Consider the following 26,533-nt stretch of genomic DNA (forward strand, 5'->3'; position numbering starts at 1 on the left):
CCCCGGTCAGCCCGCGCGTTCGGTGCGGGCCGGGGAGGCGCCCGACGCCGCGCGCTTCTCGGTGCTGTCGACCTGCTTGCGTCGGCCCTCGGAATCGGCCTCGGCGTGCTCGTCGCGCTGTCCGGCCGCGGTGTTCGACTCGATGGTGCGGGTGGGAAGTGCCGCGTCGTCGATGCGGTTCTCCTTCTCCAACGTGTTGAGCTGCTCGATGGCGAGGCGCGCGAACACCTGCTGCTCCGTCGAGGCCATCTGCGCGCGGCCGCGGCCGAGGAACGTCACGAACCACGAGATCACGGTCGTCAGGCGGTTGCGGTATCCCACCTGGTAGAACAGGTGCAGTCCGAGCCACGCGACCCACGCGACGAACCCGCCGAACTCCAGCTTGCCCACCTTGCACACCGCGCTGAAGCGCGACACGGTGGCCATCGAGCCCTTGTCGAAGTAGGAGAACGGCTTGCGCTGGCTCGGCTCCTGCCCGTCGAGGCCCGCCTTGATCGCCTTCGCCGCGTAGCGCGCGCCCTGGATGGCGCCCTGCGCCATGCCGGGGACGTCCGGCACGGACATCATGTCGCCGACGACGAAGACCGACGGGTGGCCCTTGACGGTCAGATCGGGCTCGACCACGACGCGGCCCGCGCGGTCCACCTCGGTGCCGTCGGACTGGTCGGCGAGCTGCTTGCCCAGCGGGCTCGCCTGCACGCCGGCCGACCACACCTTGCACTGCGACTCGATCCGGCGCTCGGTGCCGTCCTTGTCCTTGACGGTGATGCCGTCGTTGTCCACACCGGTCACCATGGCGTTGAGCTGGATGTCGACGCCGAGCTTGCGCAGCCGCTTGGCGGCCTTCTCGCCCAGCTTCTTGCCCATCGGGGGCAGCACGGCGGGCGCGGCGTCGAGCAGGACCACCTTGGCGTCACGGGCGTCGATGTTGCGGAACGCGCCGTCGAGCGTGCGGGTGGCGAGCTCGGAGATCTGCCCGGCCAGCTCCACGCCGGTGGGCCCGGCGCCGACGACGACGAAGGTCATGAGGCGCTCCCGCTCGGCGGGGTCGCTGGACAGCTCCGCCTGCTCGAACGCGCCGAGGATGCGCCCGCGCAGCTCGAGGGCGTCGTCGATGGTCTTCATGCCGGGGGCGAACTCGGCGAAGTGATCGTTGCCGAAGTAGGACTGCTGCGCACCGGCGGCGACGATCAGGCTGTCGAAGTGCGTGACCGTCTCCCGCTCGAGCAGTCGCGAGGTGACCGTCTTGTTCGCCAGGTCGATCTTCTCGACGTCGCCCATCAGCACCTCGGCGTTCTTCTGCTTGCGCAGGATGACGCGGGTGGCCGGGGCGATCTCGCCGACGGAGAGGATGCCGGTGGCGACCTGGTACAGCAACGGCTGGAACAGGTGGTGCGTGGTGCGGGCGATGAGCGTGATGTCGACGTCGGCCCGCTTGAGTGCCTGCGTTCCGAACAGGCCACCGAAGCCGGAACCGATGACGACGACGTGGTGGCGCTTCTTCTCGTTCGTCTCGACGCTCATGTGTTTCGCTCCTAGAAAAAGTTCCGGTGTACGGCCCAACGCTAGTCTTCCGGCCCGACACGCTTCGCGCGAGCCCGCACTCCGACGAACGTTGCTGTCGAGGGGACTGTTCCCGTTCCGACTCGTCCGTACGCTCCGGTGTGACCGAAACACTCTGCAGAGGCCCCCGACCGAGAGCCCCCGACGAGAGGATCCGCCGTGCAGTTGGCCGTCCACTACCCGTACTTCAGCTATCCGGGCGGGGCGGCCGCGACGGCGACGCTGCTGTCGGACACCGCCCGCGCCGCCGAGGACGGCGGGTGCACGCTGTTCACGCTGATGGACCACTGGTTCCAGATGGAGAACCTGGCCACGGCGCAGGACCCGATGCTCGAGGGCTACACCGGTCTGGGGTTCCTGGCCGGCCGGACCGAGTCGATCCGGCTCGGGCTGCTGGTGACGGGGGTGACCTACCGGCACCCCGGGTTGCTCGCGAAGACCGTCACCACGCTCGACGTGCTCTCGGGCGGTCGCGCGATGCTCGGCATCGGCGCCGCCTGGTACGAGCGCGAGCACAAGGGCCTCGGCGTGCCGTTCCCGCCGATGAAGGAGCGGTTCGAGCGGCTCGAGGAGACCCTGCAGATCGTGCGGCAGATGTGGAGCGACGACGACGGGCCCTACCGCGGCGCCCACTACACGCTCGAGGAGACCATCTGCGAACCCCGACCGTTGCAGTCGCCGGCACCGCCGATCATGGTCGGCGGGTCCGGGGAGAAGAAGACGCTTGCGTTCGTGGCGCGGTACGCCTCGCTGTGCAACCTGTTCGCTGCCGACACCGAGACCGTGGCCCACAAGCTCGAGGTGCTGCGCGGGCACTGCGAGCGGGAGGGACGCGATCCCGCCGAGATCGAGAAGACCATCATCTCCTCGCTCGACCCCGTCGCCGACCGGGACGGATTCCTGCGGGAGATGGAGACCTACGCCGCGATGGGAATCGACACGGTCTGTCTGAACCCGCACGGCGACGACCCCGCCGGGTGGGCCCGTGCCGCGACGGCCGCCGCCGTCACGCCGCTCGCCGAGATGGGGAACTGACATGGACCCGAACGGCAAGCACTTCCTGGTGGTGGGTGCGTCCGGTGCACTCGGATCGCGCATCGCCCGTCGGCTGATCGCGGCGGGCGCGTCCGTGTCCCTCGCGGGCCGGGACGCCGACCGACTCGCCGAGGTGGGCGGCGACGACGCCCGCGTGCTCACCGGCGACCTGATCGATCCGACCGTGCCGGCCCGGTGGGTGGCCGAGGCCGCCGAGCACGGCGGACACCTCGACGGGGTGGTCATCGCGTCCGGCGTGGTCGCGTTCGGTCCCGCCGCCGAGGTCGACGACGACACGGTGGACGACCTGCTCCTGGTCAACCTCCTCGGTCCGCTGCGGCTGGTCCGGGCCGCGCTGGGCACGGTGGAACAGGGTGGTGTGGTGGTCAACCTCGGTGCCGTCGTGGCCGAGAAGCCGGTGGGCGGCATGGCCGCCTACAGCGCGTCCAAGGCCGGCATCGGCGCGTTCCTCGCCGCGGCGCGGCCCGAGGCCCGACGCCGCAAGATCCGTATCGTCGACGTCCGGCCTCCGCACACCGAGACGGGCCTGGCGACCCGGCCGGTGGCGGGTGAGGCGCCGCGGATGCCGGAGGGTCTCGATCCCGACGTCGTGGCCGACCGCATCGTCGCCGCGATCACCGACGACGAGACCGACGTGCCGTCGACCGAGTTCGGCTGAACCAGCTACAACGCACCGCGCCGTCCACATCAGGGCGCACCGCGCCGTCGCACGTCCGTCGGCGTCCGACCCCACCAGCGCCGACAGGCGCGCGTGAAGGTCGACTGCTCGGCCAGCCCCACGGCGGCGGCGATCTGGGTCATCGGCAGGTCGGTGGTGGTGAGGTAGCGGCGGGCCTCGTCGCGTCGGGCGTCGTCCAGGATCGCGCCGAAGGAGGTGTCCTCCGCGGCCAGGCGCCGTTGCAGAGTCCGCGGATGCATCGACAGCAGATGCGCGGCGCCCGACACCGTCGGCACGCCCGTGCCGAGGGACTGCGCGACGATGGCGCGCACCCGCGGTGACACCTCGGGTCCCGCGCCCGGCCCGGACTGGGCGAGAAACGCCAGCGCCAGGCGCCGCAGCGCGTCGTCCCCGCCGTGGAGGGGCCGGGCGGCCAGCGTGGCCGGAACCCGGAGCATGGCCGCGGCGCGCCCGGGTCGGACGGCCACGCCGAAGAAGCGCTCGTACACGGCCACGGGTGCGGGCGGGTCGTAGGGCAGTTCCACCGACCGCAGCCCGTACGGTCCGCCGACCAGAGCGATCGTGGCCCGGTGCAGGAAGCCCAGGCCGAGGTCGGTTCCCTGGATGGGGGCGATCACGCCCGGCCGGGTGCCGTAGCGCAGGGCCACCACGCCCGGCGCGCCGTAGGGATCGTCCTCCACGGCGAGCGAGAGCGACTGGGCGTGGACGAAGAGGTACCGCTCGGTGCACTCGAGCGCCTCGCCGACGGTCGACGAGTTCTGGATGGCCAGGGCGAGCGGCCCCAGCATGCCGAGGTCCTGTCGGCGGGCGATCCGCAGCCCGAGGTCGGGGCAGTCGAGCGCCTCGGCCGCCACCTCCAGCGTGGCCGCCATGGCGACGTCCTCGACCAGCAGATCGTCGGCGTCCAGCGCGGCCACCGGCAGGCCGGCCGTGCGGGCGAAGTCCTCGGCGTCGCCGCCCAGTTCCGCGACCGCGGCCCGGAATCCGCGCAGTCCGGCCGATCTGATGGCGGGCATGTCGCACAGAGTCAAGGAGTTGTCGTCCGAAGTCAAGCGTCGGCGGCGGCCGGCCGGAACACTGGACGGCATGACCTCCACCGAGCGCGATCTCGCCCGCCACCTCGATGTCGTCGTCGTCGGGGCCGGACTGTCCGGCGTCGGCGCAGGATATCGGCTGTCCACCGAGCATCCGGAGAAGTCCTTCGCGATCCTCGAGGCCCGCCACGCCATCGGCGGCACCTGGGATCTCTTCCGTTACCCCGGGGTGCGGTCGGACTCCGACATGTACACCCTCGGGTACCAGTTCAAGCCCTGGCGTGACGCGAAGTCCATCGCGGACGGCGCGTCGATCCTCGACTACATCCACGAGACCGCCCGCGAGTTCGGCATCGACCGGCACATCCGCTTCGGCACCAAGGTGGTCGGCGCGAACTTCTCCACGGCGGACTCGCGGTGGACCCTCGACCTCGAGATCACCGACGAGCAGGGCACCACCCGGTCGGACACGCTGACCTGCACATTCCTCTACAGCTGCGCCGGGTACTACGACTACGACAAGGGCTACGACCCCGACATCCCGGGGCTGGACACCTTCGCCGGAGACGTGGTGCATCCACAGTTCTGGCCGGAGGACCTCGACTGGACGGGCAAGCGGGTGGTGGTCATCGGCAGCGGTGCCACCGCGGTGACCCTGGTGCCGTCCATGGCCCCCGACGCCGAGCACGTCACCATGCTTCAGCGCAGCCCCACGTGGATCAGCGCCGTCCCCGGCCGGGACAAGCGCGCCGACACGCTGCGCAAGTATTTGCCGGCTCAGTTGGCGCACACCGTCATTCGCCTCAAGAACATCGCCTTCTCGACGGCGTTCTACCAGTTCTGCCGCCGTCGCCCGCAGGCGGCGAGGAAGCTGCTGACCAACCTCTCGACCCGGATCCTGAAGGACGAGACGCTGGTCGCCGAGCACTTCACCCCCGACTACAACCCCTGGGATCAGCGCCTGTGCGCGGTGCCCGACGCCGATCTGTTCCGGGCGATGAAGAAGGGGAAGGCGTCGGTGGTCACCGACCGCATCGAGCGGGTCGAGGCCGACGGCATTCGGCTGGTGTCGGGAACGACGCTGCCGGCGGACATCGTGATCACCGCGACGGGCCTGCAGCTCCTGGCGTTCGGCGGCATCGAACTGCGCGTCGACGACGTGCCGGTGACGCTGTCCGAGCAGTTCGTCTGGCAGGGCGCGATGATGACGGGAGTGCCGAACTTCGCGATCTGCATCGGCTACACCAACGCGTCGTGGACGCTGCGCGCCGACATCACCCACCGGTTGGTGTGCCGGGTGCTCGACTTCATGGACAAGCGCGGGTTCGGCGCCGTGGTGCCCACCCCGGACGGCCCACTCGAGGAGCGGCCTTTGCTCGACCTGCAGTCCGGCTACGTCCAGCGCTCGATCGACGCGTTCCCGCGTCAGGGCGATCGCGGTCCGTGGCAGGTGCGGCAGAACTACGTGCTCGACAGCCTCACCACATTGCGGGGAGATCTGAGCAGGACGCTGAAGGGAACGCCGCGTCGCGAGCGCGTGGGAGCGTCAACCAGTAGTTGACGGTAGCGAGTCGTCAACTTATCGTTGACGCATGACGACTCCGACTCCGGTCACCGACGTACGCCTCGACGATCTGATCCGGGCGATCACGTCGACCCACCCCGACACGCTCGACCGACTGAGCAACGCCATGGTGCTGGCGGACCACCTCGGCGAGGTGGCCGATCACCTGATCGGTCACTTCGTCGACCAGGCACGACGGTCCGGCGCCTCGTGGGCGGACATCGGCAGGAGCATGGGCGTGACCAAGCAGGCCGCGCAGAAGAAGTTCGTCCCGAAGGCGCCGGACGAGAAGCCGATGGACGCGAGCCAGGGCTTCGGCCGCTTCACGCCGCGGGCGCGCAACGTGGTGGTCGTGTCGCAGAACGAGGCGCACCGGCTCGGATCGACCGAGATCTCGCCGGCGCACCTCGTGCTCGGGCTGCTCGCGGAACCGGACTCACTGGGCTACCGGTTCCTGTGTGGCGGGGGGCAGTCGGCGGACGCGATCCGCGACGCCGCCCTCGCGGCGGCCGAGCCGACCGTGGATCGCGACGCGGACCGCGGGCCGTTGATCCCCTTCGACGCCGCGGCCAAGAAGGCTCTGGAACTCACCTTCCGCGAAGCGCTGCGGCTCGGACACGACTACGTGGGCACCGAGCACATCCTGCTCGCGCTCCTGGAGAACGAGAACGGCGACGGTCTGCTCGCGTCGCTGGGCGTGGAGAAGGCGCGGGTGGAAGCCGACCTGGTCGCCGCTCTCGACCTCTCCTGACTCACATGCCGCGGCGCATGACCGCGTAGTACGACGCCGGGAACAGCCGGGCGAGGGCGTCCACGCTGAACGCGCTGGCCGCGATGAGCACGCGCCCCTTGCGCTTCTCGACGCCGTCGAGGATGCGCAGGGCCGCCTTGTCGGCGGGGTAGGTCAGGAGTCGCGCGAAGGTGGCCTTGCCGTCGGCGATCTCCTTCTCGGTGGCGCCGGCCGCGCTGCCGGCGGTCTCGGCGATGCGCGTCTTGATGCCGCCGGGGTGGACGGACGTGACGCCGATGTGCCCGGCCAGCTCGTGACGGAGGCTCTCGGTGAACCCGCGGATCGCGAACTTGCTCGAGGAGTAGGCCGACTGTCCGGGCGGGGCCACGATGCCGAAGAGCGACGAGATGTTCACGATGTGCGCGCCGTGGGACCGTCGCAGGGTGGGCAGCAGGCGTCGGGTGATGTCCACGGGTGCCGTGAAGTTGATGGTCATCACGGCGTCGAAGTCCTTGGCGCTGAGTTGCTCGAACGAGCCGCCGAACGCGATGCCGGCGTTGTTGATCAGCAGATCGATGCGGGGGTGGCGCTCGAGGACGTCGTCGAGCACCACGCCGAGGGAATCGAGATCGGACAGGTCGGCCACGACCGCGTCGACGGACCGCCCGGGCGACTGTGCGCGCAGCGCCTTCTCGACGTCGGCGAGACGCTCGCCGTCGCGATCGAGGATCACCAGATCCGTTCCGCGACGGGCCAACTCGTAGGCCATCTGCTCACCCATGCCGCTGGCGGCGCCGGTGACCAGCGCGACGGAGCCGGGGAAACGGAACGGGGGCAACTTCGGCACGAGCTCTCCTGACGATCGACGACGACACGGTGCGACACCCGAGACTGCCGGACGGCTCGGTCGCGTTCTTGACTCTGGGCGACAACCGCCTACGCTCCGGTCATGACGTCACCCGCCGGCCCCGCGCTCGCCTCCGGATCGACCACCGTGCGGGTCGACCCCGACGCGGTGTACGCGCTGGTCACCGACCTGGCGGGACTGGCGTCCGTCGCCGTCGAGGCCGAGTCGATGGAGTGGGTCGCCGGGACCGAGGCGAGCCCCGGCGCCGTCTTCCGCGGGCGCAACCGCAACGGACTGCGCCGGTGGTCGACCCGCTGCACCGTCACCGAGGCGACCCCGGGGCGGGCCTTCGCCTTCGACGTGGACTACGGCCCCCGCGGCGTCGTGCCGATCGCGCACTGGCGCTACGACGTCGAGGCCGCGTCCGACGGCGGCACTCTGGTCACCGAGCGGATGTGGGACCGGCGGCCGTCGTGGTTCGTCGGGCTCGGCGGCCTCGCGACCGGCGTGCGGGACCGGCGTGCGGGCAACACCGCCAACATCGAGGCGACGCTCGATCGCCTCCGGGTTGTCCTCGAGCGCGGCGGGGCACACTGACGTCCATGACGACACCGGACCATCGCCCCACCATCGGACTCTGGACCGGCACGCTCGACGGCGTCCCGGCACGACAGGCGCAGGACACGGCGCGCGAGATCGAGGCGCAGGGATGGCAGTCCCTGTGGTTCGGCGAGGCCTACGGGCGCGAGGCGCTCACCGCGGCCCAGCTCTACCTGTCGGCGACCGAGCGACTCGAGGTGGGGACCGGGATCGCCAGCATCTACGCGCGGGACGCCGTGGCCACCGCGTCGGCGTCCCGCACCCTGCACGCGACGTCGGGCGGTCGGTTCGTCCTCGGGCTCGGCGTCTCGCACGCGCCGCTGGTCGAACGGATGCGCGGCCACCAGTACGGCAAGCCCGTCGCGGCGATGCGGGACTACCTGGACGCGCTCGATGCGGCGCCGGCCGCCGTGGCGGGGGAGGAGACGAACGCCCCGCGGGTCCTGGCGGCGCTCGGCCCGAAGATGCTCGAACTCTCGCGCGACCGGACCGCCGGCGCGCACCCGTACCTCGTGACGCCCGAGCACACGGCGACGGCGCGCGAGATCCTGGACGCCGGGCACGCGGATCGGCCGCGGTTGATCGTCGAGCAGGCTGCCGTGGTGGACCCGGCGGCGGACGCCGACGAGAGCGTCTGGAGCGAGCGCGCGCACGCGCATCTGAACATCTACACCGGGCTGCCGAACTATAGGAACAACTGGGCGCGACTGGGTTTCGGTGAGGAGGACTTCGTGCGCGGGGGCAGCGACCGCCTGGCCGACGCCATGGTCACCCGCGGGCTCGAGGCCACCGTGCGCCGGGTGCGCGAGCACCTCGACGCGGGGGCGACGACCGTCCTGGTGCAAGTGTTGGGGGAGTCGATGGCCGTGCCGCCGATCGACGACTGGCGGCGGTTGGCCACCGAACTCGAGATCGGATAGGGACCGACACCGACGCGTCGGGGGCATGAGGTTAGCCTTACCTCGATACCGTCGTTCCTGTCGAAAGGCCCCCCATGCGCCACACCGTCGCCCTCTCCGCCGCCGCCGCGGTTCTGTTGCTCGGCACCGCTGCGTGCAGCCAGGGCGACGACGGCGCCCCGGCGGCGTCGTCCGACGGCGCGTTTCCTGCGCAGATCACCGACAAGTTCGGGACGGTCACGGTCGAGTCGGCGCCGGAGCGCGTGGTCACCGCCGGGTACAACGATCAGGACTTCGCGCTCGCCCTCGGGGTGACGCCGGTGGCCACCCGCGGGTTCACCGGGTACGAGTACCGCACCCGCCCCTGGGCGCAGGATCAGCTGGCGGGCACCGACATTCCCGAGGTCGGGAGCGACACACTGGACCTCGAGGGCGTGGCGGCCGCGTCGCCGGATCTCGTCATGGCCACCTACGCCTACCTCGAACCGTCGCAGTACGAGCAGCTCGGCCGCATCGCCACCACGGTCGGAGACATCCCCGGGGCGGACGGCGCGGAGACGCCGGGGTGGCGCGATCAGCTCGCGGCCTACGGCACGGCGCTCGGGCGCACGGCCGAGGCGGACGCGGTGCGCGACGAGGTCGAGCAGTCGTTCGCCACGGCCACCACCGAGAACCCGTCGTTCGCCGGCCGCACCGCCGCCGTGGCGCTGTACCTCGACGGCACCTTCTACATCCTCGAGGCCGGGGATCCCCGCAACCGCTTCTTCACCGATCTCGGCTTCGTCACGCCGGAGACCACGGGCACGGTGAGCGCGGAGCGCTACGACCTGCTGAACCAGGACACCCTGGTCCTCCTCGGGGTCGACCGCGAGGACGTCGCGAACGACGCTCTGCTGCAGAGCCTGCCGGTCGTTGCAGAGGACCGCACCGTGTACACCGGGAAGTTCGGGACCGACGTGCCGGCCGCGCTCGGGTTCGCCTCGCCGCTGTCGCTGCCGTACGCGGTCGACGCTCTGGTGCCGCCGCTGGCGCGCGCGACGGACGACGATCCCGCGACCGTCGTGGGCACCGTCGAAGGCTGAATCGACATCCCGGGGTAGACAGTCCCCATGACTGCACCGCGACCGGTCGAGCCGGAGGACGCCACCGCGGAACCGTGGGTGGCGGAGGAATGGTCGGAAGGTCCGGTGACGCCGCCGGAGCGGGACCCGTTCTACACCGCGCCGGACGGCTGGGAGACCGTGGCGTGCGGAACCGTGCTGCGCACGCGGCCGGTGCGTCTGGCGCTCTTCGGGCGGCTGCGGCAGCGCATCGACGCGTGGCAATTGCTGTTCCGGACCCGTGATCTGGAGAACCGTCCGCACACGAGTGTCACCACGGTGCTCCTCCCGGCCGATTCGGGCCGGGGCAGCGCCGGCGGACGGCCCCTGCTGTCGTACCAGTGCGCCATCGACGCGGTGTCCGGTCGCTCCTTCCCGTCCTACGCGCTGCGGTGGCACTCGCATGCGCGCGGGACGGTGCCGCAGTTCGAGTTCCTGCTGGCCTTGCACGCCGTGCGCCTGGGATGGACCGTCACCATCCCCGATCACGAGGGGGCGGAGGGTCACTGGGGCGCGCCGTCCGAACCCGGGTACTGCACGCTGGACGCCGTCCGGGCGACCCTGTCCTTCGAGCGCGCGGCCTCGCCGGCCGACACCCCGGTGGCGCTGTGGGGGTACTCGGGCGGGGGACTGGCGTCGTCCTGGGCTGCGGAGGGCGTCGCGGAGCACGCGCCCGAACTCCGCGTCGTCGGGGCGGTGCTCGGCTCACCGGTGGGTGACCCGGCGTCGGCGTTCCTCCGGCTCAACGGGACTCCCTACGCCGCCCTCCCGATCCTGGTCGTGGCCGGCCTCCGCCGCACCTACCCGGAGTTCGACCGGCTGTTGCGCCGGTACGTGACCGCGGAAGGACTCGAGATCCTGACCTCGGTCGAGCGGATGACCACGATGGCCGCCATCGTCCGGCTGCGCGGCTACGACTTCGAGCGCCACACCACGCTGCCGCTCACCGAGCTGGTCGCCCTGCCGGAGATGGTGGCGATCTTCGACGAGATCCGACCGGGCAGCACAGCTCCCGACTTCCCGATGCTCGTGGTGCAGGCGACGCACGACCAGATCATCGCGGTCGACGACGTGGACGGACAGGTGCAGCGGTATCGCGACGCGGGCGCGTCGGTGGAGTACCTGCGTGACCGCACCAGCGAGCACATCACGTTGCTGCCGTTGTCGGTGCCGCTGTCTCTCGCCTGGCTCGCGGACCGCGTCGCCGGTCGACCGCCCGCGCCGGGGATCACGACGACGGTCTTCTCGATCGCGACGCAGCGGCGGAGCGTCGCGGGGTACGGCTCGATGGCGTCGACCCTCGTGCGCGCGGTGCTGCGCCGGCCCATTCGTTCGCACACACGGCGGCGCCCCCGCACTCGGTGAGTACGGGGGCGCCGTTGTCGGTCGCGTGACCGCGATCCGGACGGATCAGGAGAGCTCGAAGCGATCGAGCATCATGACCTTGTCCCAGGCCGCGACGAAGTCACGGACGAACTTCTCCTTGGCGTCGTCGCAGGCGTAGACCTCGGCGAGAGCGCGCAGCTCGGAGTTCGAGCCGAACACCAGGTCGTTGCGCGTGCCGGTCCAGCGGACCTCGCCCGTCGCCGCGTCCTTGCCCTCGTAGATGCCCTCCTCGGCGGTCGGGACCCACTCGGTGCCCATGTCGAGCAAGTTGACGAAGAAGTCGTTGGTGAGCGTGCCCACCGAGTTCGTCAACACACCGTGGGTGGAGCCGCCGTGGTTCGCGCCCAGGACACGCAGGCCACCGACCAGCACCGTCAGCTCCGGAGCGCTGAGCGTGAGCAGGTTGGCGCGGTCGACCAGCGAGTACTCCGCGGGGAGACGCTGACCCTTGCCGAGGAAGTTCCGGAACCCGTCCGCCTTCGGCTCGAGGTCCGAGAACGAGTCGACGTCCGTGTTCTCCTGCGTGGCGTCCATGCGGCCCGGCGTGAACGGCACGGTGACGGGGACGCCCGCCTCCTTCGCGGCCTGCTCGACGGCGGCGACGCCACCGAGCACCACGAGATCGGCGAACGACACGGTGCCCGAGAACGATTCCTGGATGCCCTCGAGCACGCGGACGACCTGTGCGATCTCGTCCGGCTCGTTGACCTCCCAGCCGATCTGCGGCTGCAGACGCAGGCGACCGCCGTTGGCGCCGCCGCGCTTGTCCGACCCGCGGAACGACGACGCCGCGGCCCAGGCCGCCTTGATCAGCTGCGTCGGGGTGAGCTCCGAATTCAGGATCGTCGACTTCAGCTCGGCGATCTCCGCCTCACCGATCAGCTCGTGATCGACGGCCGGGATCGGGTCCTGCCAGAGCAGGGTCTCCGACGGCACCTCGGGTCCGAGGTAGCGCGAGACCGGTCCCATGTCGCGGTGGGTGAGCTTGAACCAGGCCTTCTGGAATTCCTCGGCCAGCTCCTCCGGGTGCTCGAGCCAGCGGCGCGTGATCTTCTCGTAGATCGGATCGACGCGCATCGCGAGGTCGGAGGTCAGCATCATCGGCTGGTGGCGCTTGGTCGGGTCCGCCGGGTCGGGAACCAGGTCGGCTCCGGCGCCGTCCTTCGGACGCCACTGCCATGCGCCGCCCGGTCCCTTGTGGACCTCCCACTCGTAGCCGTACAGCGTCTCGAGGAAGGTGTTGTCCCACTTCGTGGGTGTCGGGGTCCAGGTGCCCTCGAGGCCGCTGGTGATGGCGTCGGCGCCGTGGCCGGTGCCGTAGCTGTTCTTCCAGCCCAGACCCATCTGCTCGATGGGGGCACCCTCGGGCTCCGCACCGACGTACTTGTCGGGATCGGCGGCGCCGTGCACCTTGCCGAAGGTGTGGCCGCCGACGGCCAGGGCGGCGGTCTCGACGTCGTTCATCGCCATGCGGCCGAAGGTCTCGCGGATGTCGAGAGCCGACTGCTGCGGGTTGGGCTCACCGTTGGGGCCCTCGGGGTTGACGTAGATCAGACCCATCTGGACCGCGGCGAGAGGGTTCTCGAGGCTCGTGCGGTCGCCGTCGTACCGCTCGTCGCCCAGCCAGGTCTGCTCGGGGCCCCAGTACACGTCCTCCTCGGGCTCCCACGAGTCGACGCGGCCGCCGGCGAAGCCGTAGGTCGGCAGACCCATGTCCTCGATGGCGACGTTGCCGGTGAGCACGATCAGGTCGGCCCAGGACAGCTTGCGGCCGTACTTCTGCTTGACCGGCCAGATCAGCCGGCGTGCCTTGTCGAGGCTGGCGTTGTCCGGCCAGCTGTTGAGGGGAGCGAAGCGCTGCATGCCGGAGCCGGCGCCGCCGCGTCCGTCCTGCTTGCGGTAGGTGCCCGCGGCGTGCCACGCCATGCGGATGAAGAAGGGGCCGTAGTGCCCGAAATCGGCGGGCCACCAGGGCTGCGACTGCGTCATCAGCGCCCGGATGTCCTCCTTGACCGCGTTCAGGTCGAGGGACTCGAACTCGGCCTTGTAGTCGAAGTCGTCGCCCATGGGGTCGCCCACGGCCGGGTTCTTCTTGAGGATCTTGAGGTTGAGGGACTTCGGCCACCACTCACGGTTGCCGCCACCCTCGACCGGGGTGGGCATCCGGTCGTGCATCACCGGACACTTACCGCCCTCGGCGGCGCCCCCGTCCTGAGGCTGATGCTCGTTCATCTCTTTTTCGCGAGTGACGTGATCTTCGGTCACGAAATTCCCCTCCGGAGTGTGGGCTGTTCACTGGTGTGTGTCACGGAATGACGCTGAGCGGAACATGTTTCGCACCGACCCCAGTACACGACCTCGGCCTCGTCGACGGTGAACCCGTGCGAGGAGGCCGGGGTGAGGCAGGGGGCCGATCCCACCGCGCAGTCCACGTCGGCGATCGCGCCGCAGACGCGGCACACGACGTGGTGGTGGTTGTCGCCGGTTCGCGTCTCGTACCGCGCGACGGAACCGGACGGCTGGATCCGACGAAGGAGACCGTTGTCGGTCAGAGCGTGCAAGACGTCGTAGACGGCCTGCCGGGAGACGCCGGGCAGGGTGGCCCGGACGGCCCCGAACACGGTCTCGGTGTCGGCGTGCGGGTGGTCGTGAACCGCTCCCAGCACCGCGAGGCGGGGCCGGGTGACGCGAAGGGCCGCACCGCGCAGCATCTCCGTGTACGTCGTCGTGGTCACGCGGACCAGTATGCCTCCCAAACTGGAATGGTTCAAGAAAGAGGTGCCGTGGGCCCGTCCGTCCCGGTCCGTACCGATCCGGTCTGGCTCATACTGGCCACCATGACGCTGATCCACGCCGTGTCCGGCCCGCCCGAGACGCTCCGATCGTGACCGGCACGCTGACCCGACGACGCCTCCTGATCACCGGCGCGAGCAGCGGAATCGGCGCGGCCACAGCGCGTCTCGCCGCGTCCGCCGGTGCCCGCGTCGCCCTGATCGCCCGTCGCGACGCGGAGCTCACCGCGCTGGCCGAGGAGATCGGCGGCCTCGCCGTCCCGGCCGACGTCACGGACGCGGCCGCGTTGATCGCCGCGGTCGATCGTGCGGCCGACGAGCTGGGCGGACTCGACGGCGTCGTCGCCTCCGCCGGTGTCGCCCGCCCGATCCACGTCGCCACCGACGACCCGGCGGACATGGCGAACCTGGTCCAGGTCAACGTGATCGGCCTGCTCCACACCCTGCGCGCGACGGTCCCGCATCTGATCGCCTCGGGCGCGGGTGACGTCGTCGTGCTGTCCTCGTTGTCGGGACGACGGGTGCCGCGGGACACGATGGGGGTCTACAGCGGAACGAAGTTCGCAGCGCACGCCATCGCCGAGGGGTTACGGCTGGAACTCGCCGAGCATCCGGTCCGCGTCACCACGGTCGCACCCGGCTACGTCGCCACGCCGATCGCCGACGCCGCCACCGGATCCGACGCCGACCGGTTCCGCGCCGACGTCGCCGCACACGGCATGTCGCCGGTGACCGTCGCGCACCTGATCGTCACAGCGCTGACGACACCTCGCGAGGCCGAGCTGGTGGAGCTGGCGGTGCGTCCGACGGGGGAGTAGGAGCCCCCGGCTCGAAGCGGATGTGGACGCGACCGGTGCTCTCCCGGGTGACGACGGCCCGCACTCCGTAGACGCGGGCCACGAGGTCCTCGGTGAGCACGTCGGACGGCGTGCCCGCGGCGACCACCCGCCCGTCCTGCATCACCACGATCCGATCGCAGAACAGCGCGGCCAGATTCAGGTCGTGCAGAGCGACCACGCTCGTGATCGGCAGGCGGGCGATCAGCGCCAGGATCTCGAGCTGGTGGTGGATGTCGAGGTGGTTGGTGGGCTCGTCGAGCAGCAGCTCGCGCGGCTGCTGCGCCAGGGCGCGGGCGATGTGCGCACGTTGGCGTTCGCCGCCGGACAGGCGCCGCCACAGGCATCCGGCCTTGTCGGTCAGGCCCGTCTGGTCCAGAGCGGCCGCGACCGCGGACTCGTCGTCGGCCGACGGCCCGAACGCGCCGCGGTGGGGAATCCGACCCAGCCGGACCACGTCCCGCACCGTGACGTCGACGTCGGTGTGCGCGTGTTGGTCCACGACGGCGACTGCGCGGGCGATGTGCTTGCGGCGCAAAGTCGTGAGGTCGGCACCGTCGAGGTCGATCCGTCCCGACGTCGGGGCGGCGGCCCCGGCCATCAGGGTGAGCAACGACGATTTCCCGGACCCGTTGGGGCCGAGGAGGCCCAGCATCTCGCCGGGTCGCGGATCGATCGTCACCCCGTCGACCACGAGGGCGCCGCCGCGGTCCCAGGTGACCGCCGATGCTCGCAACGTCATGCGCGTCGTCCTCTCGCCATGATCGCGATGAACGCCGGGACGCCGACGAGCGCGGTGCCGACGCCGACCGGCAACGGAGTGGGGGCGAAGGCCACGCGGGAGACGGCGTCGACCCACACCATGAAGATCGCACCGATCAGTGCCGTCGCCGGAACGAGGCGGGCGTGATTCGGCCCCACGAGCAACCGCGCGGCGTGGGGGAGCACGAGCCCGACGAAGCCGATCGCGCCGGCGACGCTGACGAGTGCCGCGGTGACCAGCGCGGTGCCGACGAGCAACGCCAGGCGAACCCGACGGACGTCGACGCCCAGCGACGACGCGACCGAGCTACCGAACGAGAACGCGTCGAGCACGAAGGCGTAGTAGCAGCACAGGATCGCGGCGAGGGCGGCGACGGCGGCGCAGAGGGCGACGTCGTTCCATCGCACCCCCTCGAAGGACCCCAGCAGCCAGAACATGACGCCACGGGTCTCGTCCGAGTCCGCGAACGCGAAGATGACGAAGGACGTGAGGGCCGAGAACAGTTGCGTCGCCGCGACTCCGGCGAGAATCACGCGGTCGGTGCCGCCGCCGGACATCCGCGCCAGGAACAACACCAGCGCGAACGCGACCAGCGCGCCGACGAACGCGCCGCCGGACAGACCCAGCGAGGCGCCGCCGACGCCGAGGACGCCCACCACGACGGCGCCCGTGGACGCGCCGGAGGAGATGCCGAGGACGAACGGGTCGGCCAGCGGGTTGCGCAGCAGCGACTGCATCACCGCCCCGCAGATCCCGAGGCCGACACCGGTGGCCGCGGCGACGAGGGCGCGGGGGAGGCGTTCCTCCCAGACGATGGCGTCCTTGCTCGCCTTCACCGTCACGTCGGTGATCCCGAGGTGATTGAGGAGGACGTCGCGGACGTTGACCAGCGAGATGTTCGCCGGGCCCAGGGTGATGGCGACGAGAACCGAGAACACACCGAGGGCCAGCGTTCCGACGGCCAGCAGCGTCCACCGCAGGCGGCGCGACGGAGGCGCCGACGGCGTGATCGGCGTCGGCCGGTCCGTGGCGGGCGCGCTCAGGACGACGGGCCCAGCTCGCGCAGACCGGCGGACATCTTCTCGAGGCCGTCGACCAGCTGGATGGACGGATTCATCTCGGCGCCGTGCAACGTGAGGTAGCGCTTCTCGCGGACGGCCGTCATGGTGCTGGTGACCGGGTCCGACTCGAGGAAGGCGATCTTGTCGGCCAGGCGATCGCCGGGGAAGCGGTCGCGGGTCAGGTCACCGAGCACCAGGATCGACGGGTCCCGGTCCACCACGCTCTCCCATCCCAGAGCCGCCCAGTCGTCCTGGATGTCGGCGCCGGCGTTCCCGATCCCGAGCGACGTCGCGAGCAGGTTCGGGGCGCCGTAGCCGCCGGCGATGTACGGGCTGGTGGTGTCGGCGAACCAGAACGCGGCCGTCGTCTCGCCGCTCTCGACTCCCTCGGTGGCGGCGGCGACGCGCGACTTCAGCTCGTCGACCAGGGCCGCACCGCGCTCGTTCACGTCGAAGATCGCCGCCAGTTCGGTGATCTCCTGGTACAGCGAATCCATGGTCAGCGGCGTGGTGCGGGCGTTGCCGCCGTTGACGCTGCGTCCGTTGTCGCAGTCGGTGGGGGACAGGTAGGCCGGGGCGCCGACCTCGGTGAAGCGTGCGCGCTCGGCGACGCCGCCCTGCTTGTAGTGCCGACCGAAGGACGCCGTGACGAAGTCGGGCTCGGTGTCGAGCACCACCTCGTAGGTGGGGGCGTTGTCGGCCAGGCGCGGCACCGCGGCGTTGGCCTCGGCGAGATTTGCGCGCACGGGGTCGGTCCACGACGCCGTGCCCACCATGCGGTCCTGCAGGCCGAGCGAGAGGAGGATCTCGGTCGAGTCCTGGTCCAGCGAGACCACGCGCGAGGGCGGGGCGTCGACGGTCACCGTCTCGCCGCAGTTGTCGAGAGTCAGCGGGTAGACGGTGCCGCCGTCGGTGGTGGCCGCGGTGGATTCCGTCACCTCCTCCGACGCGCCGCAGGCGACGAGGGTGCCGAAGGTCAGGGTTGCGACGGCCACCAGGCCGAGACGACGAGCACGCACGAGTCGAGGGATCCTTCTCCACGGTGATCGGTCGCCGTGCTGTCGACGACCGCATCGCGCTGGTGCGCGACCGAGCAGAGGCTAACCTAAGACCCGTCGAGTCGAGAAACCGGCGACATCAGGCGGTGGCGTCCAGGATGTCGATGGTGAAGACGAGGCTGTCGCCGGGCTCGATACCGGCACGCGGCTGACCGCTGGGGTACCCGTCCGCCGACGTCACGGCGACGGCCACCGTCGACCCGACCGTCTGACCGGCGATCGCCTTCTGGAAGCCGGGGACCACGTTCGCGAGCGGGAACGCGACCGGCGCGCCGCGCTCGAAGGCACTGTCGAACACCGACCCGTCGCGGCCGTTGACGCCCTGGTAGCAGACCGACACCCGAGCGGAGTCACCGACGACCGGACCGTCGCCGGCGGTCAGGGTCTGCACGCGGGTCTCGGCCACCGAGAACGGTCCCTGCACGTCGACGCGCGGAGCGGTGTCGGCCGTCGGCCCGACCACGGCGATCGAGCCGGTGTCTCCGTCGAGCGTCCAGTCCGCCGCCGCGTCGTCCGCGGGCTCCGCGGTGGGGCACGTCGTGCGGGGGGAGTCGGCGGTGCCGGTGCTTGCGCCGGTGGTCGCCGCGGCCGCTGCCGAGGTGGTGTCGGTCGGCGCGGCGGTGTCGCTGCTGCTGCACCCCGCCAGGGCGAGCGAGGCGGTGGCGCAAGCGGCCAGGATCACGGTGGTACGGGAGAGAGTCACGGTCGCCCACGGTACAGACGGGGTATGCCGGACCGGGGCGGCGACGAGCGTCGCCGGGAGCGGGGTAGGAGGCGGCATGGGTGCGGTGGTCGTGATCGGGGCGGGTCCGGGAATCGGTCGGGCGGTGGCGAGGCGGTTCGCCGCCACCGGACGGCCGGTGGGCGTCGTGGCGCGCTCGCGCACCACGGTGGACGGGGTGCTGGCCGACCTCGACACCCCGAAGGCCGGGGTTCTCGCGGACGTCGCCGACGAGGCGGGGCTTCGTGCAGCGCTGGGCGATCTGGTGGACAGCCTCGGGGTGCCCGAGGTGGTGGTCTACAACGCCGGAGTCATCCGCACCGACCGCGTGACCGATCTCGATGCGCGCACGGTGGCGGACACGTACGCCGTCAACGTCGGTGGGGCGGTGACGGCGGCGGCGTTCCTGCTGCCGCGGATGGCGGATCACGGCGGCGGATCGTTCCTGGCCACCGCGGGCATGCCGACGCCGCTGCCGACGCTGACCACGCTGTCGCTGGGCAAGGCGGGACTGCGGGCGCTGGTGGAACTCCTGGCGACCGAGTGGGCGCCGCGGGGAATCGGGTGCTCGACGGTCACGGTGTGCGGCCCGGTGGCGCCCGGCACCTACTACGACCCGGACGTCATCGCCGAGGAGTACGTCCGGTTGCACGAGATGCCGGTGACGCAGCGGCCCTTCGACATTCGCTTCGGAGATCCCGCCGACGCGGCAGGATGACACCCGGTCGGTTCGCTTCGTATCCTGTCTTCCACAACACCGACGAGCACAGGAGGACGTGATGGTGACCGACATCGTCGAATGGCTGCGCGAGGGTGCATCCGCCGGAGATCCGATTCGCGGACCGCTGTACGTGGCCAGCTTCCTGGTGCTGGGTCTGGTGCACATCCTCGGCGGCGGGTCCTTCTAGTTGTACTGCCTGGGGAGGTTGGTCGAGAAGGTGTGACGACACGCTGTAGCGGTCGTTGATGAGCGAAGGTCTCCTGTCGTGGAGTGGAGCTGCTGAAACACACACTCCCAACGACAGGAGACCTTCGTGGTCCACGCTAACGCCGTACTGACCCCTCGGGGCCGATTGCTGCTCGCGCGTCGCATCGTCGACGAGGGGTGGCCGATCGTCCGAGCCGCCGAGCATTTCCACGTGTCCTGGCCCACCGCCAAGCGGTGGGCCACCCGCTACGCGGCCATGGGCGAGGCCGGGATGACCGACCGATCCAGCCGGCCCCATCGCAGCCCGAACCGCACCCCGACCGCCGTGGTGCGCCGCATCGTCGAGCTGCGGTGGCGGCGTCGACTCTCCCCGTCGGCGATCGCCTCGACCCTCTCGCTACCCGCCTCCACCGTGCACGCCGTTCTGGTGCGATGTCGACTTAATCGACTCTCGCACATCGACATTCGCAGCGGGGAACAGATCCGTCGCTACGAACACGACCACCCCGGCTCGCTGATCCACGTCGACGTCAAGAAACTCGGCAACATCCCCGTCGGCGGCGGCTGGCGATTCGTCGGCCGCGCCGCGGGGAACATCAACCGCCGGGCCACACCCGGCACCGCCCGCAGCAAACACCGCGACGTCCTGCTCGGTCACGCCTACGTGCACACCGTCGTCGACGACCACTCCCGCGTGGCCTACGCCGAAATCCACGACGACGAGACCGCAGCCACCGCCGTCGCCGTGCTGCGCCGGGCGGTCGGCTGGTTCGCCGACCGCGGGGTCGTCGTCGAACGCGTCCTGTCCGACAACGGCGGCTGCTACCGATCCCACGCCTGGCGAGACGCCTGCGCCGACCTGCGCGTCAGCCACAAACGCACCCGCCCCTACCGACCGCAGACCAACGGCAAGATCGAACGCTTTCACCGCACCCTCGCAGGTGAGTGGGCATTCGCCCGCCACTACTCCTCCGAGCGTGCACGCCGCGCAGCCCTACCCGGTTGGCTCCACACCTACAATCACCACCGGCAGCACTCCGCCATCGGCAGAGCAACGCCCATCAGCCGATTGACCAACGTCCCCGGGCAGTACAACTAATCCCGCTCAACGGTCGAGCCTGTCGGGCGCGGTGAAGTACGTGTGCCCGTGAGGATCTCGGATCACGACGATGCCGTGGTCGAGCATGCGGTAGCTCCACAGGCCGGCCGTCTTGTCGTTGTGGTGGGTGCGGCACAGCGGTTCGAGGTTGGTCAGCTCGGTCCAGCCGCCGAGGAGCGGCTCGTCGTGGTCGAACGGCTCGACGTGGTCGAGGTCGCAGTCGGAACTGGGCACGCGGCATCCCGGCGCGACACAGGTGGCGTATCGCGCCTCGACGACGGTGCGGAGGGCAGCGCTCGGCGCGTAGACGAGCGCCGACGGTGGCGGGGGAGTCGCGATCCGATTCGGCGGGGGCAATCGGAATCGATCCTCCTGCTCGGGATGCGCACGCAGGAGCTCGAGCGCGAGGCGCATGGCGGCCCAGGCCGTCGATCGCTCGGTCGATCCGACATCGGGCACCCATCCCGACAGCCGACGGGGCCGCCCGCGGCGATGAGCATTCGCCACCGGCAGTGGAGGGTCCGCCTGCTGGGGGTCCCGATCGGTGCGGGCCGGCGGGCTCGAGGTCGCCTCGGTGATGACGGCCTGCCACGTCGCGTCCGCCGCCAGGTGGCGTGCGGTGTCGGCCGGAACCGGCCCCCAGCCGAGCAGGTGACCGGGCTCGCCGGACAGGCCGGCCGCGGTGGCGGCGTCGATCACGATGCAGGCGCGGGGGATCGGCAGTGTGGTCGTGTCGACGTCACGGTGCGGGCAGACCGGGTCGGGGCAGGTGCAGGACAGAGCGCCGCGTGTGATCACGGCGTGCGCGGCGTCGAACAGTCGCGCGGGGAGAAGCCTCGAGTCGGTGCCGCAGAGCCGTCGTGCGGCGTCGGTCACGCGCCGACTCATGGCCGCGATCGTCTCGGCCGGCCCTCGCAGGCGGAGTTCGGCCTGGCCGCGGGGGAGCCGACGCACCGTCATCCCACGCTGGGCGGTCGCTGCTTCGCGGGCCTTCCGGTGCCAGGTGGCGTCGTACTCCGCGAGAACGCCGTCGATGGCGGCGGGCACGGACCCCGGAGTGGCGCCGCACGCGGCATCGATCAGGCGACCGACCAGCCGCTCGTCACGATGCGTCGTGCCCGCGAGTGCGCGGCACAGTGACCGGAACGCCGCCCACGGCAGCAGTCCCGAGTGGAACGCATCCCGCACCGCAGCCGGTGCCGCGCAGTAGGTTCCGATCCAGTCCAGCACGGTGCGGCGGCTGACCGTGAGCCGTGCGGCCACCTCGGAGACGAGGGCACGCTCCATGGCGTCGGCGTCGTGATGGCCCGACGGACCGTCGGTGACGTACGAGACGGCGCCGCGCACGGTGGCCGCGTACGCGGCGTGCGCGGCCCGCTGGGACGCGAGGACGTCGTCGATCACGGTCATCGCCCTCACCCCCCGTCACGGTCTCGCCGATCAGGTGTCCCCCGACACCGACGACAGAGTAGACCGACCCACCGACAGAAATCGAACACACGTTCGCACGGGGGCGGCGACCTGCGCCGCGGTGACCGACGTGACCGCGTCGTCGACGGCGCGTGCGAGCGCGTCCGGCGACGTGGTTTCCGAGGAGTGGAGCGTCACCCGCGCGCCGAGACGTGCGCCGCAGTATCCGATCACTCCGGTCTCGAGTTGCGTTGCCATCGCAGTGTCGTAACCCCGTTTCGCGAATCCCGCCGCGTCCTCGCCGGCGACGGCCACCAGGTGGACGGTGAGGTGCCCGAGCTTGCGCTCCACGGGAACGGCCGTGTCGTCGAACGCCCACCCGCGCACGAAGACCCGGTCGATCCACCCCTTCAGGGTCGCGGGCACCGACCACCAGTACACGGGGAACACCAGGACGAGGTGGTCGACGTCGTCCAGTCGGCGCTGCTCGGCCGCGACATCGCAGGGAAGCGGGCCGCCGGCGCTGTACCGCTGTCGGTCCGCCAGGGTGAACCGCGGGTCGAAGCCCTCGGCGTGGAGGTCAGCGATCGCCACGTCGTCGCCTCGGTGGGCGATGTCGTCCGCGAGACGACGGGCGACGTGGTGGGTCAGCGAGGTGGTGTCGGGATGGTCGACGACGACGAGAGTGCGCACGGGAAGGCCCCTTCCGGCTATGTACCGATGGTAGGTTTCTCTTGGAAGCTACCACGCGTAAATTACTGTTGGTAGATAGCGCGCGACGAAGGGGAGTGTCGGGTGGTGCGGCAGCGTATGACCAGAGCGGACCGGCGGCGCCAATTGCTCGATCTCGCCTGGAGCGTGGTGCGGGAGGACGGTGCGGACGCCCTGACCCTCGGACGTCTCGCGGAGGTCGCTGGAATTACGAAACCCGTTGTCTACGACCACTTTTCGACGCGCGCCGGATTGGTCGTCGCCATGTTCGAGGAGTACGACGCGGAGCAGTCCGCTGCACTGGACGCGGCGGTGGCGGAGGTCGGCAGCGGCGGGGTGGTCGACACCGCGCGAGCCATCGCGGTCTCGTACGTGGACTGCGTGGTGCGCCGTGGACGCGAACTCGCCGGGGTGGCCGCCGCGCTGGAGGGGTCGACCGAGCTGGCGGACTACAAACGACGGGCGGACCAGGCGTACGCGGATCAGTGTCGACGGATCCTGGCGCCGCATACGCGGAACGGCGTCGTGTCGACGCCGGCGATGGTCGGCCTACTGGGCGCCGCGGACGCCGTCTCCGCCGCGGCGGCCGATGGCGCGCTCACGGTGCAGGAGGCCTACGACGAGGTGAGTGCCGTCGTCGTGTCGGTGGTGGAGCGGGCGTAGGCCGGTGGGTCGATCCGAACTGACATAATGTAGATTATCGGTAATAATTCTCGATGTCGGTAGCTGGGAACACTCGCGGACCGTAAGGTGCGCAGGCAGGCTAAGCTCGCTGCCACCGGACGTCGCTCAGCTATGCGTCGACGCCGATCTTCTCTGGTTGCATGTGTGGCTGATTGTAGTTCGCCAGCTCGCGACCCCCGGGGCTTGTAATCCCCGAGGGTCGCGGCGTTTTGGCAGTCGCAACTGCTGCCGATGTGTCCAGCAGGTCAGATGCGCGTGCGCAGGTCACCTATCCTCGAAATGACGACGCCCCTCTGTTCCCACACGGCCAACCCGTTGTTGAGGCGCGCGGTCAGTATGGACCCGTTCGCTGATGGCCATTGAAGCCACTCATCGGCATCTTGCAGTTTATCCGCAATCTGTCGAGTGAGATCTTCCACATCATTGTCCCATGTTGCTGAGAACACATGCAGAGGTACGGCTTGTCTGTGAAGTGTCAGAAGTAGACCAAGCTTCCCTTCGTAGACAACTGTCGTTTCGACGGTCCATTTGCCAGGGTCGAATTGATCGAATCCTGCCGATACGTAGGTGTCATTGGAGACTCGAATCAGAGCTGCCGTGACGGCTGAAGCAAGGCCTGCAGGTGGTTCGAAGAGTATCTCTATTCGCCAACGGCATTCCTCACTCCCTGTGTCCGAGAAACGATTACTCACTGCGTTCTGCAATTCTCCCCTGCGGTGTTGGATAGTCCTGCGATAGCAGCCTGAAATCGAGGTAAGTAATCGTCTCGACGGTTTGGTGGGATGTCCGGTACCACCAGCACATTAGCTTGAGTCGATTCCACTTGTCATTCTTGGGGTTGTTATCGACGTGGCTATGGAAAGGGTAGTCAAGTGCGCCAAGTTCTGACTTTTTATGATAAACTGTGCCGGTTTTAACCCCGTCTCGATAGAGTTCGCCATCGCAAGTTGTCGGAGTTGCTCCGCCAGCTATTCCGTGTTGATATGTCTCCTCGGTGTACTTGATGCCCCAAGCAAATGGGTTGCCGTCGGCCCAGAAGTTTACTTGGCCATCGACCCGCATAAGGGGATCGAAGGCGCTACGGGATGTAGTGCCGCCTTGCTGAAAAGTAAAGGACGTTCGAGTCGTTCCCGGTACAGGACCACCGCCATTCCCGCCTGCGGCGTCGACCTCGAAGGTCTCAAAGATCATCATTTGCTGTTTGTGGAATAGCTGTGTCGGTTTCCCGTCGATAATCTGTCCGTCGTCTTGAGGGTATCCGTAGTGGCCGTTTTCGTACCCCCGGAATTGCCACATTGCAAGCTGAAGTCCCGTTATAGAGTGCGCGCCGTGGACCGGGTGCCAGTAGATAACTCCGTTCTGAAAGCGGGCCATCTGTCCCAGGCCGTCGGGAAGGGTGCGGATGTGGTCTCCGGTCAGGTAGCCGAGGAAGCTGCTGCCGGGGGTGAGTCCGCCGACGCTGTTGTACTTGTCGCGGAGTGGTCCGTTCTGGATGGCGGAGCCGATGGCGTTCTGGAAGGCGACGTAGATGGCGCCGTCCTGGAACTCCTGGCGGCGGCCGCCGTCGGGGAGGACGATCTCGTCGGTGGTGGGGTACTTGAGGTAGCTGCCTTCGTAGCCGAGGATGCCCCAGCGGTTGAGGAAGCTGTTGACGACGGGGTGTGCTCCGCCGGCGGCGGACCAGTAGATCGGCCCGTTCATGAAGGTGACTCGTTCGCCGGTGTTGCCGGGGTTGATGATGTTTCCGCTGGTGGGGAGCAGCAGGAAGCTGAAGGTGCCGCCGAGGGAGTTGTATTTGTCGCGGATGGCGCCGCACACGTCGTGGGGGGCGGGCCAGTACCTCTGGCAGGTCACAGCGGCACGGGAGGTGCGCTGCTTGGCGAGCAGTCGGGCTTCGCCGATCTCGGCCTCGTCGGCCTGTTCCTTCGTGTAGCCCTCGGGCCACTCCTCACGGTCCGAGCGCATCTTGCCGGGGACCAGGGTGCTGTTCGGGTTCTCCGTCGGCAACCCGGTGTACGGGATCCGCTCACCGGTAGGTGTCGGCGCGGTGGCCTCCGTGCTGGGGGTCAGGCTGGTGGTGGCCGGCGTCGTGCTCGACGGTGCCGGTGCCGGTGTGTCAGCGGCACTCGGTGCCTCGGACGCTGTGGTGGGTGCCTGCGAGGTGGACGGGGCAAGCGTCGGCGCTTCCGTGCACGAGGTCGGCGTCGCCGGTGTGGTTGTCGACGGGGCCACTGTCGTGGTCGTGGTGGTCGGTGCCGTGGTGGTGGCGCACGGATCGGCCGGTGCGGGGGCTTGCTGCTGCAACGCAGGGGGCGCGGAGCTGGTCGGTGCGGCCGGGGTAGTGGACGGTTGCGCTGTGGCCACCAGCCCCCCGCCGGTGGCCATCAGGACTGCGATCATGCCGGCGGTCAGTACCGCCCGCGGGGTCGAGGAGAACATCGGTTTCCGCCGTGGCGGCCGAGCAAGGGTCGTCATGGATGCTGCTCTCTCGGAGAGGAATACGACCGGTCCGATTGCCGGTCGTCACTCGCATCCTGGGGGCATGTCGCACGAAGTGCAAATGGACCAAACTCGCAAATCGCTCAAAACAAACCATTCAGTCTCGCCGGATGGCGGTGAACCGCCACCGCCTCCAAGGGCGGGCAGTTCCACAAGTTTTCTGATTACGACGCGCCGATCGAGTGCGACCGGCGACCCGTGTCGCGTCGTGTCAAGGACTTCGGATCCCAGAGGCGCGCTCAGCTCGGTCGAGTCTCGAGCTCCCCGGCGGTGATCAGAGATGCACTCGACGTCTTCTGAACAACCAGAATCGAAGGTCGTGTCGGTGGGTTCTCGTAGACTTCCGATATGTCTGGTTGCACTGCACCTGTCTATGGCCACCGTTCGGCGGCAGCCGAAGCGAACTGCCCGACGTGCAGAGGCGGGTCGCGGCGGTCCTACTCCTACTCCCCGTCCTACGCCCCCACCCCGCGTTACTCGAGCAGCGTCAGCTCGACGAGCGGTGGTAGCTCA

25 protein-coding genes are annotated in these 26,533 nt (G+C 69.7%); 13 read left to right on the forward strand and 12 right to left on the reverse strand.

Annotated features, from left to right (window positions below; all coding sequences use genetic code 11):
- Positions 1-6: 6 nt before the first annotated feature.
- Positions 7-1,524, reverse strand: coding sequence for an NAD(P)/FAD-dependent oxidoreductase (locus tag HQ603_RS04680; RefSeq protein ID WP_222683399.1), 1,518 nt, complete (start codon positions 1,522-1,524; stop codon positions 7-9).
- A 198-nt stretch (positions 1,525-1,722) separates the two neighbouring features.
- On the opposite strand from HQ603_RS04680, the gene HQ603_RS04685 reads away from it, so the two are divergent.
- Together HQ603_RS04685 and HQ603_RS04690 are read left to right on the forward strand one after the other, a co-directional pair.
- The gene (locus tag HQ603_RS04685) at positions 1,723-2,598 is read left to right on the forward strand and encodes an LLM class F420-dependent oxidoreductase (protein WP_222683400.1); all 876 of its coding nucleotides are present in this window, start codon (positions 1,723-1,725) and stop codon (positions 2,596-2,598) included.
- A 1-nt stretch (position 2,599) separates the two neighbouring features.
- On the forward strand, positions 2,600-3,277 hold the full coding sequence (locus tag HQ603_RS04690; RefSeq protein ID WP_222683401.1) for an SDR family NAD(P)-dependent oxidoreductase: 678 nt from the start codon (positions 2,600-2,602) through the stop codon (positions 3,275-3,277).
- A gap of 29 nt (positions 3,278-3,306) precedes the next feature.
- On the opposite strand, the gene HQ603_RS04695 is transcribed toward HQ603_RS04690, so the two are convergent.
- A complete protein-coding gene (locus HQ603_RS04695; RefSeq protein ID WP_222683403.1) occupies positions 3,307-4,314 on the reverse strand; it encodes an AraC family transcriptional regulator in 1,008 nt (335 codons plus the stop codon).
- 70 nt (positions 4,315-4,384) lie between these two features.
- Between HQ603_RS04695 and HQ603_RS04700 the strand changes: the two genes are divergently transcribed.
- The gene (locus HQ603_RS04700; RefSeq protein WP_222683405.1) at positions 4,385-5,893 is read left to right on the forward strand and encodes a flavin-containing monooxygenase; all 1,509 of its coding nucleotides are present in this window, start codon (positions 4,385-4,387) and stop codon (positions 5,891-5,893) included.
- Between the two features lie 31 nt (positions 5,894-5,924).
- Positions 5,925-6,647, forward strand: a complete 723-nt coding sequence (locus HQ603_RS04705) for a Clp protease N-terminal domain-containing protein (RefSeq protein ID WP_222683406.1) — start codon at positions 5,925-5,927, stop codon at positions 6,645-6,647.
- A 1-nt stretch (position 6,648) separates the two neighbouring features.
- Here HQ603_RS04705 and HQ603_RS04710 read toward each other — a convergent pair whose 3' ends face one another.
- Positions 6,649-7,473: an SDR family NAD(P)-dependent oxidoreductase gene (locus tag HQ603_RS04710; RefSeq protein WP_222683408.1), complete on the reverse strand. Its 825-nt coding sequence runs from the start codon at positions 7,471-7,473 to the stop codon at positions 6,649-6,651.
- A gap of 102 nt (positions 7,474-7,575) precedes the next feature.
- Between HQ603_RS04710 and HQ603_RS04715 the strand changes: the two genes are divergently transcribed.
- From HQ603_RS04715 to HQ603_RS04730, 4 genes are all read left to right on the forward strand, one after another.
- Complete coding sequence (locus tag HQ603_RS04715; RefSeq protein WP_222683409.1) at positions 7,576-8,070, forward strand: SRPBCC family protein; 495 nt, start codon at positions 7,576-7,578, stop codon at positions 8,068-8,070.
- 5 nt (positions 8,071-8,075) lie between these two features.
- Positions 8,076-8,993, forward strand: a complete 918-nt coding sequence (locus tag HQ603_RS04720; RefSeq protein ID WP_222683411.1) for a TIGR03620 family F420-dependent LLM class oxidoreductase — start codon at positions 8,076-8,078, stop codon at positions 8,991-8,993.
- A gap of 74 nt (positions 8,994-9,067) precedes the next feature.
- Positions 9,068-10,054: an ABC transporter substrate-binding protein gene (locus tag HQ603_RS04725; RefSeq protein WP_222683413.1), complete on the forward strand. Its 987-nt coding sequence runs from the start codon at positions 9,068-9,070 to the stop codon at positions 10,052-10,054.
- A gap of 27 nt (positions 10,055-10,081) precedes the next feature.
- A complete protein-coding gene (locus tag HQ603_RS04730) occupies positions 10,082-11,437 on the forward strand; it encodes a lipase family protein (protein ID WP_222683414.1) in 1,356 nt (451 codons plus the stop codon).
- A 45-nt stretch (positions 11,438-11,482) separates the two neighbouring features.
- On the opposite strand, the gene katG is transcribed toward HQ603_RS04730, so the two are convergent.
- Positions 11,483-13,690 carry a catalase/peroxidase HPI gene (gene katG, locus HQ603_RS04735; RefSeq protein ID WP_222683415.1) on the reverse strand — a complete coding sequence of 736 codons (2,208 nt, stop codon included), beginning with the start codon at positions 13,688-13,690 and terminating at the stop codon, positions 11,483-11,485.
- A 29-nt stretch (positions 13,691-13,719) separates the two neighbouring features.
- Complete coding sequence (locus HQ603_RS04740; protein WP_068144709.1) at positions 13,720-14,169, reverse strand: Fur family transcriptional regulator; 450 nt, start codon at positions 14,167-14,169, stop codon at positions 13,720-13,722.
- A 173-nt stretch (positions 14,170-14,342) separates the two neighbouring features.
- Here HQ603_RS04740 and HQ603_RS04745 point away from each other — a divergent pair, with 173 nt between their 5' ends.
- Entirely contained in the window at positions 14,343-15,068 is a 726-nt protein-coding gene (locus tag HQ603_RS04745; protein WP_222683416.1) for an SDR family oxidoreductase, read from the forward strand.
- Here the strand turns inward: HQ603_RS04745 and HQ603_RS04750 are convergent.
- From HQ603_RS04750 to HQ603_RS04765, 4 genes are all read right to left on the reverse strand, one after another.
- Positions 15,001-15,828, reverse strand: coding sequence for an ABC transporter ATP-binding protein (locus tag HQ603_RS04750; protein WP_222683417.1), 828 nt, complete (start codon positions 15,826-15,828; stop codon positions 15,001-15,003). The two genes, HQ603_RS04745 and HQ603_RS04750, sit on opposite strands and share 68 nt — an antisense overlap.
- Positions 15,825-16,787 (reverse strand): FecCD family ABC transporter permease, encoded by a 963-nt coding sequence (locus HQ603_RS04755; RefSeq protein ID WP_222683418.1) that lies wholly within the window; start codon positions 16,785-16,787, stop codon positions 15,825-15,827. Before HQ603_RS04755 ends, HQ603_RS04750 begins: the two co-directional genes overlap by 4 nt.
- 101 nt (positions 16,788-16,888) lie before the next feature.
- Positions 16,889-17,929 carry an ABC transporter substrate-binding protein gene (locus HQ603_RS04760; RefSeq protein ID WP_222683419.1) on the reverse strand — a complete coding sequence of 347 codons (1,041 nt, stop codon included), beginning with the start codon at positions 17,927-17,929 and terminating at the stop codon, positions 16,889-16,891.
- 118 nt (positions 17,930-18,047) lie between these two features.
- Complete coding sequence (locus HQ603_RS04765) at positions 18,048-18,671, reverse strand: FKBP-type peptidyl-prolyl cis-trans isomerase (protein WP_308126365.1); 624 nt, start codon at positions 18,669-18,671, stop codon at positions 18,048-18,050.
- A 76-nt stretch (positions 18,672-18,747) separates the two neighbouring features.
- On the opposite strand from HQ603_RS04765, the gene HQ603_RS04770 reads away from it, so the two are divergent.
- The 3 genes from HQ603_RS04770 (at position 18,748) to HQ603_RS04775 (ending at position 20,716) form a co-directional block, all read left to right on the forward strand.
- Entirely contained in the window at positions 18,748-19,407 is a 660-nt protein-coding gene (locus tag HQ603_RS04770; protein WP_222683421.1) for an SDR family oxidoreductase, read from the forward strand.
- A gap of 64 nt (positions 19,408-19,471) precedes the next feature.
- Entirely contained in the window at positions 19,472-19,597 is a 126-nt protein-coding gene (locus HQ603_RS18820; RefSeq protein ID WP_261773484.1) for a hypothetical protein, read from the forward strand.
- Positions 19,598-19,723: 126 nt separating this feature from the next.
- Positions 19,724-20,716: an IS481 family transposase gene (locus HQ603_RS04775; protein ID WP_222683422.1), complete on the forward strand. Its 993-nt coding sequence runs from the start codon at positions 19,724-19,726 to the stop codon at positions 20,714-20,716.
- A gap of 6 nt (positions 20,717-20,722) precedes the next feature.
- On the opposite strand, the gene HQ603_RS04780 is transcribed toward HQ603_RS04775, so the two are convergent.
- A complete protein-coding gene (locus HQ603_RS04780) occupies positions 20,723-22,126 on the reverse strand; it encodes an HNH endonuclease signature motif containing protein (protein WP_222683423.1) in 1,404 nt (467 codons plus the stop codon).
- A gap of 30 nt (positions 22,127-22,156) precedes the next feature.
- Positions 22,157-22,819, reverse strand: coding sequence for an NAD(P)H-dependent oxidoreductase (locus tag HQ603_RS04785; protein WP_222683424.1), 663 nt, complete (start codon positions 22,817-22,819; stop codon positions 22,157-22,159).
- A 117-nt stretch (positions 22,820-22,936) separates the two neighbouring features.
- Between HQ603_RS04785 and HQ603_RS04790 the strand changes: the two genes are divergently transcribed.
- A complete protein-coding gene (locus HQ603_RS04790) occupies positions 22,937-23,500 on the forward strand; it encodes a TetR/AcrR family transcriptional regulator (protein WP_261773389.1) in 564 nt (187 codons plus the stop codon).
- A gap of 705 nt (positions 23,501-24,205) precedes the next feature.
- Here HQ603_RS04790 and HQ603_RS04795 read toward each other — a convergent pair.
- On the reverse strand, positions 24,206-25,921 hold the full coding sequence (locus HQ603_RS04795) for an LGFP repeat-containing protein (RefSeq protein ID WP_261773390.1): 1,716 nt from the start codon (positions 25,919-25,921) through the stop codon (positions 24,206-24,208).
- Positions 25,922-26,533 lie beyond the last annotated feature (612 nt).

This window comes from Rhodococcoides corynebacterioides (assembly GCF_019834675.1).
Lineage (GTDB): Bacteria > Actinomycetota > Actinomycetes > Mycobacteriales > Mycobacteriaceae > Rhodococcoides > Rhodococcoides corynebacterioides_A.

What these genes read in the sequence shown, in the direction of transcription:
- HQ603_RS04690 (WP_222683401.1), top strand. Translation starts at nt 2,600, where the DNA reads ATGGACCCGAACGGCAAGCACTTCCTGGTGGTGGGTGCGTCCGGTGCA.
- HQ603_RS04705 (WP_222683406.1), top strand. Translation starts at nt 5,925, where the DNA reads ATGACGACTCCGACTCCGGTCACCGACGTACGCCTCGACGATCTGATC.
- HQ603_RS04770 (WP_222683421.1), top strand. Translation starts at nt 18,748, where the DNA reads ATGGGTGCGGTGGTCGTGATCGGGGCGGGTCCGGGAATCGGTCGGGCG.
- HQ603_RS04725 (WP_222683413.1), top strand. Translation starts at nt 9,068, where the DNA reads ATGCGCCACACCGTCGCCCTCTCCGCCGCCGCCGCGGTTCTGTTGCTC.
- HQ603_RS04680 (WP_222683399.1), bottom strand. Translation starts at nt 1,524, where the DNA reads ATGAGCGTCGAGACGAACGAGAAGAAGCGCCACCACGTCGTCGTCATC.
- HQ603_RS04715 (WP_222683409.1), top strand. Translation starts at nt 7,576, where the DNA reads ATGACGTCACCCGCCGGCCCCGCGCTCGCCTCCGGATCGACCACCGTG.
- HQ603_RS04695 (WP_222683403.1), bottom strand. Translation starts at nt 4,314, where the DNA reads ATGCCCGCCATCAGATCGGCCGGACTGCGCGGATTCCGGGCCGCGGTC.
- HQ603_RS04780 (WP_222683423.1), bottom strand. Translation starts at nt 22,126, where the DNA reads ATGACCGTGATCGACGACGTCCTCGCGTCCCAGCGGGCCGCGCACGCC.
- HQ603_RS04795 (WP_261773390.1), bottom strand. Translation starts at nt 25,921, where the DNA reads ATGATCGCAGTCCTGATGGCCACCGGCGGGGGGCTGGTGGCCACAGCG.
- HQ603_RS04700 (WP_222683405.1), top strand. Translation starts at nt 4,385, where the DNA reads ATGACCTCCACCGAGCGCGATCTCGCCCGCCACCTCGATGTCGTCGTC.
- HQ603_RS04730 (WP_222683414.1), top strand. Translation starts at nt 10,082, where the DNA reads ATGACTGCACCGCGACCGGTCGAGCCGGAGGACGCCACCGCGGAACCG.
- HQ603_RS04740 (WP_068144709.1), bottom strand. Translation starts at nt 14,169, where the DNA reads ATGCTGCGCGGTGCGGCCCTTCGCGTCACCCGGCCCCGCCTCGCGGTG.
- HQ603_RS04750 (WP_222683417.1), bottom strand. Translation starts at nt 15,828, where the DNA reads ATGACGTTGCGAGCATCGGCGGTCACCTGGGACCGCGGCGGCGCCCTC.
- HQ603_RS04790 (WP_261773389.1), top strand. Translation starts at nt 22,937, where the DNA reads ATGACCAGAGCGGACCGGCGGCGCCAATTGCTCGATCTCGCCTGGAGC.
- katG (WP_222683415.1), bottom strand. Translation starts at nt 13,690, where the DNA reads ATGAACGAGCATCAGCCTCAGGACGGGGGCGCCGCCGAGGGCGGTAAG.
- HQ603_RS04720 (WP_222683411.1), top strand. Translation starts at nt 8,076, where the DNA reads ATGACGACACCGGACCATCGCCCCACCATCGGACTCTGGACCGGCACG.